This is a genomic window from Nocardia sp. NPDC057227, assembly GCF_042669725.1.
GTDB lineage: Bacteria > Actinomycetota > Actinomycetes > Mycobacteriales > Mycobacteriaceae > Nocardia > Nocardia asteroides_A.
Genome location: NZ_JBHUXA010000008.1, coordinates 111,248 through 124,657 on the forward strand (window position 1 = coordinate 111,248; position 13,410 = coordinate 124,657).

Genomic DNA, 13,410 nt, shown 5'->3' on the forward strand with positions numbered 1-13,410 from the left:
GCACTCGGCGGCTTCGCCGGGAGCGCGGGCCTGGCCTCCCTTACGCTCGCCGCATGGCTTTCGCTGCGCGCCCCCGTCCGTCCGGTGTGCTGGTGGCCCTGCTCCTCGCGGTGGCCGCGCTGACCGGCGGCGCCGCCGTCCCGGCCGCGGCCTGTGCCTGCGGCGCCGTCGCCGGAACCGGCGAGATCGCCACGGTGAACAACGAAGTGGCGCTGGTGCACTGGGACGGCGCGCGGCAGACCATCCTCATGCAGCTCGCCCTGCGCTCCGACGGCGACCGCGCCGCCCTCGTCATCCCGACCCCGGCCCCCGCCACGGTGAGCGCGGGCTCCGCGGACACCTTCACCGAGCTGGAGCGCCGCACCGCGCCCGAGGTCGTCACCGAGCGGGAGTTCTTCGGCTCCGGCGAGTTCGACGGGCTGAGCTCGGGCGCCGCCCCCGGCGCGGGCCCGACCGTGCTGAAGCAGGTGACGCTCGGCCCGCTCGAGGCGACCACACTGGCCGGTGGCGGCCTCGACGGCGTGCGGAACTGGTTGCGCGACAACGGCTATCGCATGCGACCCGAGGTGGTCGAGACGCTCGCGCCGTACCTGGCCGATGGGTGGTCGTTCGTCGCCATCCGGCTCACCGGCGCGGACGGGCTGGACGGCGCGCTCGACCCGGTCCGGCTGACCTTCGACGCCACCGCCCCGGTCTACCCCATGCGCATGTCGTCGGCGGCGACGCTGCCGCAGTCGGTGCGGCTCTACGTGCTCGGCGAGCACCGGGTGCGGCGCGCCGACCCGGACGTGCCGCGGCAGTTCACCGAGGTCGAGTTCGCCGGGCGGCTGGCCGAGACCGACGACCCGCTGCTCCGCGAGCTCACCGCCGGTGGCACCGACTACCTCACCGAACTGGCCGTCTCGATCACCGAGCCTGCCCGCATCACCAGCGACTTCACCTTCGCCGATGCCGACTCCGACGCCGATTACCGGGAGCGGATCACCCGCACCGAGCAGGCGGAGGTGCTCGGCGCCCCGGCCGGGCCGGTGATCCTCGGCGCCGCGCTGCTCGCCGCCACCCTGGTGGTGATCGCGGTGCTCCGGGTCTTCCGCAGGCCGCGCTGAGCTACCCGCGGGAGAGCGCGCCGCGGATGGAACCGGCGAGGTAGTCCAGGTCGGCGCGGTGCGGGCTGGTGGCCCGCGCCCGCAGCCCGAACCCGTCGCCCGGCGTGCGCGGGATGACGTGCAGGTGCACGTGGAACACCTCCTGGCCCGCGGTCACCCCGTCGGCCAGGAAGAAGTTGACCCCGTCGCAGCCGACCTCGCTGCTCCGCAGCGCCGCCGCGAGCTGCTGCCCCACCTGGAACAGCTTCCCGCCGAGCGCCGGGTCGAGCTCGGCGAGGTTGCGCGCCACCACCTTCGGCACCACCAGCAGGTGGCCGGGGGTGACCGGGCGGATGTCCAGGAAGGCGAGCACGTCGGGGTCGTCGTACACCACGCTGGCCGGGGCCCGCCCGGCGATGATGTCGGCGAAGATCGTGTACGGGTTCACGGCGCGCTCAGAGGATCGGCGCCGGGGTGTAGCGGGCGGCGTCGGGGTAGCGGGCCACCAGCTCCTCGACCGCCGAGACCACGGCCCCCGTCTGCGCCTCGGCGGCGCCGACGAAGGCCGACTTGTCGGCGAGCGCGGCGTCCAGCGCGGCGCGGTCCAGCGGCAGCCGGTCGTCGGCGGCCAGCCGGTCCAGCAGGTCGGGCTCGCGCCCCTGCTCGCGCATGGCGAGCGCAACCGCGACCGCATGCTCCTTGATGACCTCGTGCGCCGTCTCCCGCCCGACCCCGGCGCGCACCGCCGCCATCAGGATCCTGGTGGTGGCGAGGAACGGCAGGTAGCGGTCGAGTTCCCGCGCGACCACCGCCGGGTAGGCGCCGAACTCGGCGAGCACGGTCAGGAAGGTCTCCATCATGCCGTCGATGGCGAAGAAGGCGTCCGGCAGCGCGACCCGGCGCACCACCGAGCAGAAGACGTCGCCCTCGTTCCACTGCGCGCCCGCCAGCTCGGCGGCCATCGAGGCGTACCCGCGCAGCACCACCTGCAGGCCGTTCACCCGCTCGCAGGAGCGGGTGTTCATCTTGTGCGGCATGGCCGAGCTGCCGACCTGCCCGGGCTGGAAACCCTCGGTGACCAGCTCGTGCCCGGCCATCAGCCGCACGGTGTGCGCGAACGACGACGGCCCGGCGCCCACCTGCACCAGCGCGGAGAGCACGTCGTGGTCGAGCGAGCGCGGGTACACCTGGCCGACGCTGGTGAGCACGGTGGCGAAGCCGAGGTGCGTGGCGACCTGGCGCTCCAGCCCGGCCAGCTTCTCCGGATCGCCGCCGAGCAGGTCGAGCATGTCCTGTGCGGTGCCCATCGGGCCCTTGATCCCGCGCAGCGGGTAGCGGTCGATCAGCTCGCGCAGCCGGGTGAGCGCGATCAGCAGCTCGTCGGCGGCCGAGGCGAAGCGCTTGCCGAGCGTGGTGGCCTGCGCGGCGACATTGTGCGAGCGCCCGGCCATGACCAGGGCGCGGTACTCGGCGGCACGCTCGGCCAGCCGGGCCGCGACCGCGACGCCGTGCGTGTGCACGTGCTCCAGCGAGAGCCGGATCTGCAGCTGCTCCACGTTCTCGGTGAGGTCGCGGCTGGTCATGCCCTTGTGCACGTGCTCGTGGCCGGCGAGGGCGTTGAACTCCTCGATCCTGGCCTTCACGTCGTGCCTGGTGACGCGCTCACGGGCGGCGATCGAGCCGAGGTCGACCTGATCGATGACGCGCTCGTAGTCGGCGACCACCTCGGCGGGCACGTTCACGCCGAGCTCGGACTGCGCGCGCAGCACCTCCAGCCAGAGCCTGCGCTCCAGCACGATCTTGTTCTCCGGCGACCACAGCCGCACCAGCTCGGGCCCGGCGTAGCGGGTCGCGAGCACGTTGGGCACCCGGCCGGGCGCGGTGTTCTTGGCTGCGGGGGCGGTCTCGGCAGTGGTCACGTCCGGTCAGTCTAGTGACCGGAGCCGATCGGGCTGCTGGGACGTCGGCGGGGCGACGATGTCGATCACCTCGAGCAGCGCGCCGCGGGCCGCCCGGCGCGGCTCCGGGTTCATCTCGCCGAGCGCGGCGACCACCGCGCCGTCCACCACCGCGACCAGCCTGCGCAGCTGCTCCTGCCTGACCACCCGGTCGGAGCGGCGCAGCACGTCGGCGAGCAGCTCGTCGAGCTGCTGGCGTAGTCGGAGCTGCACGCCGCGTAGCTCGGGGTGCCTGGCGGAGGCGACCGAACGCTCGTAGCGGGCGATCAGCCTGCCGCGCGCGCCGTCGTCGGTGCCCTCCGGGCCGATCAGCAGGTCGAGCACCAGGTCGACGGTCGCCTCCGCGCCGCGGCGGCGGTGGCTCACCTCGCCGACCCGCCTGCGCATGCCGTCGACTTCGGCATTGCCCGCGAACTCGACCGCGCGTGCGATCAGATCTTCGAGGGATTCGAAGTAATACGTCGTCGATGCCAGTGGCAGGTCGGCGCGGGTTGCGACCGATCGGTGCCGCACCGCCTCGAAACCACCTTCGAGCAGGAGGTCTGCGGCGGCTGCAACCAGAGCCTGGCGACGCCGTTCGCCTTTCGGGGTCGTCGCGGTTATCACCGTGCCATCGTGCCAGTCGTCATCAATACATCCGTGCGAAATCGAAAGAGGAAGAACACAGTTACCCGATTTTTACCCAATTGCGCTGCCCGCGGTGCCGTACTGCGCAAAGTTGTTGCGAGCCAGCTAATTCGGACAACGGTACTGAGACAGGGTGTTTCAGCGTGTCAGGAAGGGGCCGAGCCGGGCCAGCGCCCCCTCGATGTCGGCGGTGGCGCCGGCGAACGAGAAGCGAACGGTGCGGTGCCCGCGCGCGGTGTCGAAATCGAGCCCCGGCGCCAGCGCGACGCCGGTGTGCGCGAGCACCTCCGCGCACCAGGCCAGCGAATCCCTGGTGTGGTGCCCGACGTCGGCGTAGGCGTAGAAGGCGCCGTCTGCCGGGGCCAGGTCGGTGATCCCGATCTTCGGCAACCCCTCGAGCAGCAGTTTGCGGTTCACGGCGTAGCGCCGCACGTGGCCGTCGAGCTCCTGCTTCGCCTCCGCGCCGAAAGCGTGCACCGCCGCGTATTGCGAGATCGCGGGCGGGCAGACCGTCATGTTCGAGGCCAGCCGCTGCAGCGCGGGGCGCAGCCCGGCGGGGGCGAGCATCCAGCCCAGCCGCCAGCCGGTCATCGAGAAGTACTTCGACACCGAGCCGATCACCACCGCTTCCGTCGAGGTCTCCCAGGCCGACGAGGTGCCGCCGATGCTGTCCCCGTAGGTGATGCCGTGGTAGATCTCGTCCGAGATCAGCAGGGTGCCGTTCGCCTCGCACCAGCGGGCGAGCGCGGCCAGTTCGGCCGGGTCGATCATGGTGCCGGTGGGGTTGGCCGGGCTCGCGACCACCAGCCCGGCGGGTGGCTCGGGCAGCGCCTCCAGCATGGCGACGGTCGGCTGGAACCTGGTCTGCTCGCCGCAGTCCAGCTCCAGCACCCGGCAGCCGAGCGCGGTGAGGGTGTTGCGGTAGGCGGGGTAGCCGGGGCGGGCGACCACCACCGTGTCGCCCGGGTCGAAGGCGGCGAGGAAGAGCAGGGTGAAGGCGCCGGAGGAGCCGGTGGTCACCACGACATCGTCCGGGTCGACGGGGTAGCCGTAGGTGGCGGTGTGGTGCTCGGCGATGGCTGCGCGCAGCGGCAGGATGCCGAAGGTCTCGGTGTAGCCGAGGAGCTCGGTGCCGAGCGCGGCTCCGGTGGCGCGCAGCACCGGAGCCGGGGCGGGGGTCGATGGCTGCCCCGCCGCGAGTACCAGCACGTCACCGTGGCTGCGGGCGCGCGCGGCGGCGGCCTTCCAGACGTCCATGACGTAGAAAGGGGGGATGGTCGACCGGCGCGATTCTCTGGACACCCGTCCGACGGTAGAGCACCCGTCCGCGGGCAGCCGGAGTAATGGTCGGCGCGACCCGCACGCCTGGGCAGGCTGGTCCACCCTGGAAACCCTGCGGCACGACGCCGCCGCCACCCTCCGCGAGGCCCCGACCCCCCGCGAACTCTGGCAGCGCCGCCCCACCCGCGACGAACTGCGCACCCGAGCCAAGGACCACCGCTACCTCATCGCGGGTCTGCTGGTACTGCTCGTCCTCGCCGCGGGCGACACCGCGAACAACGGCGCGATCGTGAACCGCCCCCTCGCCCCCGGCGAAGCCCAGCGCGTCGCCCTCCCCTACCCCCCGCAGGTCCAGACCTCGACCCCGTCGATCCGCCGCCTCCTCGACGCCGTCGCCAACGGCGAGCGCCTGCGCGAACAGGCCGTGGTCGCCGCCGCCGCCCGCGCCACCCTGGAGCGCGCCCGCGCCGAGGCCGCCGCGGCCGCCGCAGGCGAACCGGTCCCCTGGCTCACCACCGGCGTAGCCCCGGTCCCCGGCAGCACCCCCGGCTCGGTGATCCCCGGCCCCGGCGGCATCGTCCTGCCCGCGCGCGGGCTGTTCACCAGCGGTTTCGGCTCCCGCTGGGGCACCTTGCACCAGGGCATCGACATCGCGGGCCCGATCGGCTCACCGATCTACGCGGTCGCCGACGGCACCGTGATCGACGCGGGCCCGGCCCAGGGCTTCGGCCTCTGGGTGCGGATCAGGCACGACGACGGCACCATCTCCGTCTACGGCCACATGTACGACTTCTTCGTCTCGGTCGGCGAGCGGGTGCCCGCCGGCATGCAGATCGCCCGCATCGGCAACCGCGGCGACTCCACCGGCCCGCACCTGCATTTCGAGGTGATCGAGGGCGGCCAGCACGTCGACCCGCAGCGCTGGTTCGCGCTCCGCGGCCTCAGCTTGAACTGAGCGCGATCCGGTTCTCGACCGCGCCGAGCCCGATATCCGTGCGGTAGTGGCTGCCGGGCAGCTTGATCGAGCCGATCCGCGCGTACGCCTGCTCCCGCGCGGCGGCCAGGTCGGCGCCGGTGCCGACCACGCTCAGCACCCGGCCACCGGCGGAGACCAGCGCACCGTCGCGCAGCGCGGTGCCGGCGTGCAGCACGGTCGCCTCGTCCGGGCCGGTCTCGCCCGCCCCGGCGACGACGTCGCCGAGCCTGGGGTGCGCGGGATAGTTCTCGGCGGCGAGCACGACGGTCACCGCGGCGCCGTCGGCCCAGCGCGGCGCGGGCAGCTCCGCGAGCCGCCCGGTTGCGGTGGCGTGCAGCAACTCGCCGAGCGGGCTCTCCAGCAGCGCGAGCACCGCCTGGGTCTCCGGATCGCCGAAGCGGCAGTTGAATTCGACGACGGCGGGCCCGGCCGCGCCCATGGCGAGCCCGGCGTAGAGCAGCCCGGAGAAGGCCGCGCCCCTGCGCACCAGCTCGGCGGCGACCGGCGCGACCACGTCGCGCACGATCTCCTCGACCGCGCCCGCGGGCAGCCAGGGCAGCGGCGTGTAGGCGCCCATGCCGCCGGTGTTCGGGCCGCTGTCGCCGTCGCCGACCCGCTTGTGGTCCTGCGCGGGCAGCAGCGGCACCACCGTCTCCCCGTCGACCAGGCAGAACAGCGACACCTCCGGCCCGTCCAGGAACGACTCCAGCAGCACCGGGTGCCCCTGCTCGAGCAGCTCGGCGCCGTGGTCGCGGGCGGCCGAGCGGTCCGGCGTCACCACGACGCCCTTGCCCGCGGCCAGCCCGTCGTCCTTGACCACCCAGGTCGGGCCGAAGCGGTCCAGCGCGGCGTCCAGGTCGGCGGGGGTGTCCACGATCTCGCTGTGCGCGGTGCGCACCCCGGCGGCGGCCATGACGTCCTTGGCGAACGCCTTGGAGCCCTCGATCCGCGCGGCCGAGGCGGACGGGCCGAAGCAGGCGATCCCGGCGGCCCGCACCGCGTCGGCGACGCCGAGCACCAGCGGCACCTCGGGGCCGATCACCACCAGGTCGGCGTCGATCTCGCGGGCCAGCGCCGCCACCGCCTCCCCGGACGACGGGTCGACCGGCCGTAGCTCGGCGTGCTGGGCGATGCCCGCGTTGCCGGGCGCGGCGACGACCGCCGTCACCGCCGGGTCCCTGCGCAGGGCGAGGACGAGGGCGTGTTCACGGGCTCCGGAACCGATGACGAGTGCGCGCACGCGCAACAGAGTAGAGGACGAAGGTGTCCTGCTCGCAGGCATAGTGGAGAGGGGGCGCCACCGCGCCGCCGCTGGACCGGGACGGGGAGATCCGATGGGCTTCATCGACGGAATCATGGGCAACGCGGGCAGCGTGGATCCCGCACGGGCGCAGCAGGAGTACGGGCGGCTGCTCGGCAACGGCGAGCAGATCTACTCGGCCTACATCCTGGTGCGCGACGCCATGCTCTTCACCAACCGCAGGCTGATCCTGGTCGACAAGCAGGGGCTCTCCGGCCGCAAGGTGAGCTACCACAGCGTGCCGTACCGCTCGATCACGCACTTCGCGGTGGAGACCGCGGGCACCTTCGACCTCGACGCCGAGCTGGTGATCTGGATCTCCGGCGCGTCCGAGCCGCTGCAGAAGAAGTTCAACCGGCAGGTCGACATCTACGAGGTGCAGGGCGTCCTGTCGCACTTCGTCGGCGTCTGACTACGCTGCCGGGCATGGCTTCCGTATTCAGCGCGATCATCGCCGGTGACCTGCCGGGGCGCTTCGTCTGGGAGGACGACGAGTTCGTCGGGTTCCTGACCATCGCGCCGGTCACCCAGGGCCACGTCCTCGTGGTGCCGCGCAAGGAGATCGACCAGTGGCAGGACGTCGACGCCGACGTCTTCGCCCGGATCAGCGGCGTCGCGCAGACCGTCGGCAAGGCCGTGCGCGCGGCCTTCGACGCGCCGCGCGCCGGGCTGCTGATCGCCGGGCTGGAGGTGCCGCACCTGCACGTGCACGTCTTCCCGGCCTTCGACATGGGCAACTTCGACATCTCCGGCGCCGACCCGAACCCGAGCGCCGAATCGCTGGACGAGGCGCAGGCGAAGATCAAGGCCGCGCTGCGCGACCTCGGCTTCTCCGACAACGTCCCGGACTGACTACCCGCGCACCCGCTGCTCCACGGCGTGCAGCAGCGCGTGCAGCCCGCGGTCCCTGGTCAGCTTGGCGTCCAGCGCGACGTTGATCACGCCGCGGAGCAGCGCGTACGGCTCCCAGCCCGCGGGCGCGACGGTGCGCGGCGCCCGTCGCTCGATGCCGTCCGCGATCACCCGCGCGGCCTCGGCACCGCTGATCCTGACGTTCAGCGGCCAGGGCAGCAGCGCCTCGACCCGGCGGCCGAGGTCGTCGTTGTCCAGCGTCTCGTGGGTCATGGCGGTGTCGACGATGCCGAAGTAGGCGACCCCGGCGGTGGCGCCGTGCGCGGCCAGCTCCACCCGCAGCGCCCGGCCGAGCTGCTCGACCGCGGCCTTGCTGATCATGTACGGCGAACCGGCCATGCCGGGCGCGAAGGCCGCGCAGGACGAGACGACAACCACGTGCCCCCGGCTCGCCACGATGGCGTCCAGCGCGGGCTTGACGGTGTTGAACGCGCCGGTCAGGTTCACCCCGAGCACGGTGTCGAAGACGGCGGGGTCCATGGTGCGCAGCGTGGCGGGCTTCGGCACGATGCCCGCGTTCGCGACCACCACGTCCAGCCCGCCGAACCGCTCCAGCACCCGCTCGACCACGGCGGCCATGGCCGCCCGGTCGGTGACGTCGGCGCCGAAGGCCGCGGCCCTGCTGCCGAGCGCCGCGGCCGCCGCCTTGGCACCCACCTCGTCCACATCGGCCAGCGCGACGACCGCGCCGCGCCGGTGCAGCACCGTGGCCAGCTCCCGGCCGATGCCCTGCGCCGCCCCGGTGATCAGGACGACCTGCCCGCGAACCCGGTAGTCGGGCTCGGTGACCCGGAACAGTGCGCGAATCATGCGCTCACCTCGTAGGAGTCGATGTCGAAACGGCTGGTGCGGCGGCGGTATTCGAAGCTCCAGTTCGGGTAGAGCCCGGAGTTGGCGCCGTCCGCGGTGGTGTAGTAGCTGTCGCAGCCGCCGGTCAGCCAGACCGTGTCGGCGCTGCGGCGGCGCATCTCCGCCAGGAACTCGGTCTGCACCTCTGGCCGCAGCTCCACCCGCCGCGCGCCCGCCCGCTGCGCGGTGCGCAGCGCGTCGACGATGTAGCCGATCTGCGACTCGATCATGAAGATGGCGGACTGGTTGCCCGCCGCCCCGAACGGGCCGAGCGTGCTGAAGAAGTTCGGGAACCCGGCCACCGCGATGCCGAGGTAGCTCTGCGGCTCGTCCAGGTAGAGCTCGGCGATGCTGCGCCCGTCCCGGCCGATGTACCTGCCGTAGACGCTGGGGGTCGGGGTGAAGCCGGTGCCGTAGACGATGGTGTCGATCGGCCGCTCGGTGCCGTCCCGCAGCACGATCGAGCGCGCCCGCACCTCGGCGATGCCGGTGGTCACCACGTCGACGTTCGGCGCGGCGAGCGCCGGGAAGTAGGCGTCGGAGAAGATGGCGCGCTTGCAGCCGATCATGTAGTCCGGGGTGACCAGGGCGCGCAGCTCCGGGTCGGCGATCTGCCTGCGCAGCTGGAACCGCCCGAGCGCCTCGTAGAGGTGCCGGAACCGCTTGTCCACCAGCGAGACCAGCCCGAACCCCTCGATGGCGGTGTACCAGCCGGCGCGGATCGCCCGGCGCAGCAGCGGCACCCGGCGCAGCAGCAGCCGCTCCGCGCCGAGCGTCGCCCGGTCCATCCGCGGCACGATCCACGGCGCCGAGCGCTGGAACACCGTCAGCTTGGCGACCTTCGGCTGGATCTCCGGCACGAACTGCACCGCGGAGGCGCCGGTGCCGATCACCGCGACCCGCTCACCGGTGAGGTCGTGGTCGTGATCCCAGTGCAGCGAGTGGAAGGCGGTGCCCTCGAAGGTCTCCAGCCCGGGCAGGTTCGGGTACTTGGCCTCGGCGAAGACGCCCGCCGCCGAGATCAGGAAGTCGGCGGTGCGCTGCCCGCGCGAGGTCTCGACCCGCCAGAGCGCGGCCTCCTCGTCCCAGCGCGCGTCCTCGAGCTCGGTGCGGAACTCGATGTTCCGCAGCACATCGTGCTGCTCGGCGACCCGGCGCAGGTAGGCCAGGATCTCCGGCTGCCTGCCGTAGGTGCGCGACCAGTCCGGGTTCGGCGCGAACGAGTAGCTGTACAGGTGCGAGGGCACGTCGCAGGCGGCGCCCGGGTAGGTGTTGGCCTGCCAGGTGCCGCCCAGCTCGTCGGCGCGCTCCAGCACCGCGAGGTCGTCGAAGCCCGCTTCGCGCAGCTTGATCGCGAGCCCGATGCCGCCGAAGCCGGCACCGACGATCAGCACGTGGTTGTGTTCCATCGGTTTCCTCTCAGCGGTCGAGTACGAGGGCGTCGCCCGCCGCGCGGGAGACGCACGGGCGGATTCGGTCGGGCCTGGCCAGCGCGGCGGGCACCCGGTCGCGGTGCTCGACCGCTCCGGAGAGCACCCTGGTCTCGCAGCTGCCGCAGAAGCCCTGCCTGCACGAGTAGGGCACCCGCGGGTCCACCCGCTGGATCGCGGCCAGCGCGGTCTCGGTGGCGCCGACCCGGACCGTGCGGCCGGTGCGCGCCAGCGTGAGGTCGAATTCCCGGCCGCCGTCGACCGGCGCCGGCGCGAACCGCTCCACGTGCAGCGACCCGGTGGGGTTGCGGTCGAAGGCCAGCCGTTGCGCGGCGGCGAGCATGCCGGGTGGGCCGCAGACATAGACCGCCGCGCCCGGCTCGGCCTTGCCGAGCAGCTCGGCCACGTCCGGCGGGCCGAATTCGTCGTCCGGGCGCACCTCGGCGCCGGGCAGCTCCGCCAGGAACGGCATCCGATCCCGGCTGCTGCCCAGGTAGATCAGCCGCCCCCGGGCACCGGCCGCCCGCACCATGGGCAGGATCGGCGTGATCCCGATACCGCCCGCGATGAACAGGTACGACGGCGCCTCGACGAACCCGAAGGCATTGCGCGGCCCGCGAATTCGTAGAACCGACCCGGCCCTGACCGTCTCGTGCACCTCGCGCGAGCCGCCGTCGCCGTCCGGGATGAGCCGCACCGCGATCCGGTAGCGGAAGCGGTCGCGCGGGTTGCCGCAGAGCGAGTAGCGGCGCTGCCTGCCCGAGGGCAGGAACAGCTCCAGGTGCGCGCCGGGCCGCCAGACCGGGAGCACGCCGCCGTCCGGCGCGCGCAGCGACAGCGCGACGACGTCCAGCGCGACCTGCTCCACCGCCTCGACCACCACGTCCCGGTCGAAGCCGCTGTTCCGCACCGGCTGCGGGCTGGAGAGCAGCGGAGCCGCCGCCCCCGCGACGAACACCTGCTTGTAGAGGTCCATCGCGGTGCCGAGCAGCCGCAGCGCACCGGGGGCTGTCACGAGTGCGCCCTGGCGGCGGGCGAGTGCGCCAGGTAGCGCAGCGCCTTGTCCATCGGCCCCAGCTGCGAGGGGTGGAAGCCGGGGCGCAGGTAACGGGGCAGCTCGGAGAAGAAGACGGTCCAGCTCGGCACCACCCCGCGCAGCGTCGCGCCGACGAACTGCGACCCCCAGAACCGGCCCTTGTCCTGCGACGGATCCTTCCGGTACAGGTACGCCGTCGAGATGATGAAGAGCGGCAGCAGCGTCGCGCTGGCCAGCACGGCCGTGCGCGCCTTCCGCGCGTAGCCGCCGTCCAGGTACATGTAGGCGTCGTAGACCACGCTCCGGTGCTCGACCTCCTCGGCGCCGTGCCAGCGCACGAGGTCGAGCATGGCCGGGTGCATGTTCTTCTCGGCGAGCACGTCCGCGTTCAGCAGCCACTCCCCGATCACCGCGGTGTAGTGCTCCATCCCGGCGAAGAGCCCGAGCCGCTCCCTGAGCCACTCCTCCTTGGCCCGTCCGTCCAGCCCGTGGTCGCCGAGCAGCCGGTCCACCAGCCACGCGATCTTGCCGATGTAGGACTCCACATCCAGCCCGATGGACTGCAGATGTTTGCGCGCCGCCTCATGGCTGTTGGCGTGCGTGGTCTCCTGCCCGACGAAGCCCTGCACCTCCTCGCGCAGCCGCGGGTCACGGATGTAGGGAAGCGCCTCGCTGAGCGCCTGCGCCATCGCCCGCTCCCCCTCCGGCAGCACCAGGTGCATGACGTTCACGATGTGGGTGGCCAGGACCTCACCCGGGATGTAGTGCAGCGGAACCGAATCGAAGTCGAACCGCACATCGCGGGCCTCGATCGCGTGCGCCTCTGTTTCAGCCATGAGCTGACCGTACAGTGCAACAAAGTACATTTCAATGTTGCGGCAACAATTCAACGGAGAATGTTGCACTACCGTTCGGTTCTGCTAGCGTCAAGGGGTGTCCGCCTCCCTCGAGAACGCCGTCTCCGACACCGTCGAAACCCGGATCCTTGATGCCGCGCTCACCCGCTTCCAGGCCGTCGGCGTGAAGAAGACGACGATCGAGGACGTCGCCAGGGAGGCCGGCGTCGACCGGGTCACCGTCTACCGCCGCATCGGCTCCCGCGACGACCTCGTCCAGGCCGTCGTCAGCCGCGAGGTCGGCACGGTTCTGGCGGAGATCGCCGACATCGCCGAGCGCCACGACACCATCGACGACCTGGTCGTCGACATCTTCGTCACCGTCATCGGCCGCTGGCGCAGCAATCCGCTCGCCCAGCGCATGCTGTCGCTGGAGCCCGAGCGCGTAGTCCTGAAACTGACCACCGAAGGCGCCACCACCTTCGCCATGTCCATCGCCGCTACCGCCGCCGCCACCCAGCGTGCCGCCGACCGCGGGCTCCTCACCGCCCCCGACGACCTCGTCACCCGCGCCGAAATCGTCTGCCGCATAGTGCATTCGCTGATTCTCGCCCCGCACGGCAGTCGCGAGCTCTCGACGGAAGCGGAGCTCGACGAGTTCGCCCGCCGCTATCTGGTCCCGATCATCACCGGCTGAGATTTCTCTGCCAGACTCGTTCCGGTGATGGGTGCCAAACAGCTCAAGATCGGCCTCCGAGTCCGCGACCTCCACCGCTCCGCGGCCCTCTACCTGCGCCTCGGCTTCCGCGAGATCCCCAACGACGACCAACCCGACCTGCGCTACCTCACCTTCCGCAACACCTGGCTCATCCTCTCCGCCCTCGACAGCCACGGCTACAACAACACCGAGCGCGAACAACTCGTCCGCACCGGTACCCGCGGCCTCGGCGTCGTCCTCGCCATCCCGGTCCCCGACCTGGACGCGGCCTACGAGCTGTGGCAGGCGGAGGGGCTGTCGATCACCAGCGAGCGCGAGAACGTCGTCTGGGCCCGCATCTTCTCCGGCCTCGACCCGGACGGGTACGAGGTCACGTTCGAGCAGTTCGAGTAGGACGACTCC

Annotated in this window: 15 protein-coding genes; 6 read left to right on the top strand and 9 right to left on the bottom strand. The window is 72.2% G+C overall.

Annotated elements, in window-relative coordinates:
* Window positions 1-53 precede the first annotated feature (53 nt).
* Entirely contained in the window at window positions 54-1,106 is a 1,053-nt protein-coding gene (locus tag ACFUJ1_RS13820) for a DUF2330 domain-containing protein (protein ID WP_378645492.1), read from the top strand.
* A 1-nt stretch (window position 1,107) separates the two neighbouring features.
* Here the strand turns inward: ACFUJ1_RS13820 and ACFUJ1_RS13825 are convergent, their stop codons facing one another.
* The 4 genes from ACFUJ1_RS13825 to ACFUJ1_RS13840 form a co-directional block, all read right to left on the bottom strand.
* Window positions 1,108-1,533, bottom strand: a complete 426-nt coding sequence (locus tag ACFUJ1_RS13825; RefSeq protein WP_378645493.1) for an HIT family protein — start codon at window positions 1,531-1,533, stop codon at window positions 1,108-1,110.
* 7 nt (window positions 1,534-1,540) lie between these two features.
* Entirely contained in the window at window positions 1,541-3,004 is a 1,464-nt protein-coding gene (gene purB, locus ACFUJ1_RS13830) for an adenylosuccinate lyase (RefSeq protein WP_378645494.1), read from the bottom strand.
* Window positions 3,005-3,010: 6 nt separating this feature from the next.
* Window positions 3,011-3,649: a TetR/AcrR family transcriptional regulator gene (locus ACFUJ1_RS13835; RefSeq protein ID WP_378645495.1), complete on the bottom strand. Its 639-nt coding sequence runs from the start codon at window positions 3,647-3,649 to the stop codon at window positions 3,011-3,013.
* Between the two features lie 159 nt (window positions 3,650-3,808).
* Window positions 3,809-4,972, bottom strand: a complete 1,164-nt coding sequence (locus tag ACFUJ1_RS13840; protein ID WP_378645496.1) for a pyridoxal phosphate-dependent aminotransferase — start codon at window positions 4,970-4,972, stop codon at window positions 3,809-3,811.
* On the opposite strand from ACFUJ1_RS13840, the gene ACFUJ1_RS13845 reads away from it, so the two are divergent.
* Window positions 4,944-5,906, top strand: a complete 963-nt coding sequence (locus ACFUJ1_RS13845; RefSeq protein WP_378645498.1) for a M23 family metallopeptidase — start codon at window positions 4,944-4,946, stop codon at window positions 5,904-5,906. The two genes, ACFUJ1_RS13840 and ACFUJ1_RS13845, sit on opposite strands and share 29 nt — an antisense overlap.
* On the opposite strand, the gene purD is transcribed toward ACFUJ1_RS13845, so the two are convergent.
* Window positions 5,893-7,167 (bottom strand): phosphoribosylamine--glycine ligase, encoded by a 1,275-nt coding sequence (gene purD / locus ACFUJ1_RS13850; RefSeq protein WP_378645499.1) that lies wholly within the window; start codon window positions 7,165-7,167, stop codon window positions 5,893-5,895. The two genes, ACFUJ1_RS13845 and purD, sit on opposite strands and share 14 nt — an antisense overlap.
* 94 nt (window positions 7,168-7,261) lie before the next feature.
* On the opposite strand from purD, the gene ACFUJ1_RS13855 reads away from it, so the two are divergent.
* Both ACFUJ1_RS13855 and ACFUJ1_RS13860 read left to right on the top strand, forming a co-directional pair.
* A complete protein-coding gene (locus tag ACFUJ1_RS13855) occupies window positions 7,262-7,639 on the top strand; it encodes a PH domain-containing protein (RefSeq protein ID WP_233015793.1) in 378 nt (125 codons plus the stop codon).
* Between the two features lie 14 nt (window positions 7,640-7,653).
* Window positions 7,654-8,079 (top strand): HIT family protein, encoded by a 426-nt coding sequence (locus ACFUJ1_RS13860; protein WP_378645501.1) that lies wholly within the window; start codon window positions 7,654-7,656, stop codon window positions 8,077-8,079.
* Here the strand turns inward: ACFUJ1_RS13860 and ACFUJ1_RS13865 are convergent, their stop codons facing one another.
* Genes ACFUJ1_RS13865 through ACFUJ1_RS13880 form a run of 4 tightly spaced genes read right to left on the bottom strand, consistent with a single transcriptional unit; the run spans window position 8,080 to window position 12,290 of the window.
* Window positions 8,080-8,949 carry a short-chain dehydrogenase/reductase gene (locus tag ACFUJ1_RS13865; RefSeq protein ID WP_378645503.1) on the bottom strand — a complete coding sequence of 290 codons (870 nt, stop codon included), beginning with the start codon at window positions 8,947-8,949 and terminating at the stop codon, window positions 8,080-8,082. It lies immediately after the preceding gene.
* Window positions 8,946-10,397 (bottom strand): flavin-containing monooxygenase, encoded by a 1,452-nt coding sequence (locus tag ACFUJ1_RS13870; protein WP_378645504.1) that lies wholly within the window; start codon window positions 10,395-10,397, stop codon window positions 8,946-8,948. The genes ACFUJ1_RS13865 and ACFUJ1_RS13870 overlap by 4 nt, the downstream gene beginning before the upstream one ends.
* Before the next feature lie 10 nt (window positions 10,398-10,407).
* On the bottom strand, window positions 10,408-11,433 hold the full coding sequence (locus tag ACFUJ1_RS13875; protein ID WP_378645506.1) for a PDR/VanB family oxidoreductase: 1,026 nt from the start codon (window positions 11,431-11,433) through the stop codon (window positions 10,408-10,410).
* A complete protein-coding gene (locus ACFUJ1_RS13880) occupies window positions 11,430-12,290 on the bottom strand; it encodes a metal-dependent hydrolase (protein ID WP_378645507.1) in 861 nt (286 codons plus the stop codon). Before ACFUJ1_RS13880 ends, ACFUJ1_RS13875 begins: the two co-directional genes overlap by 4 nt.
* A 97-nt stretch (window positions 12,291-12,387) precedes the next feature.
* Here ACFUJ1_RS13880 and ACFUJ1_RS13885 point away from each other — a divergent pair, with 97 nt between their 5' ends.
* Together ACFUJ1_RS13885 and ACFUJ1_RS13890 are read left to right on the top strand one after the other, a co-directional pair.
* Window positions 12,388-12,987 (top strand): TetR/AcrR family transcriptional regulator, encoded by a 600-nt coding sequence (locus ACFUJ1_RS13885; RefSeq protein WP_378645509.1) that lies wholly within the window; start codon window positions 12,388-12,390, stop codon window positions 12,985-12,987.
* Between the two features lie 27 nt (window positions 12,988-13,014).
* A complete protein-coding gene (locus ACFUJ1_RS13890; protein ID WP_378645510.1) occupies window positions 13,015-13,401 on the top strand; it encodes a VOC family protein in 387 nt (128 codons plus the stop codon).
* The last annotated feature ends 9 nt before the right edge of the window (window positions 13,402-13,410 follow it).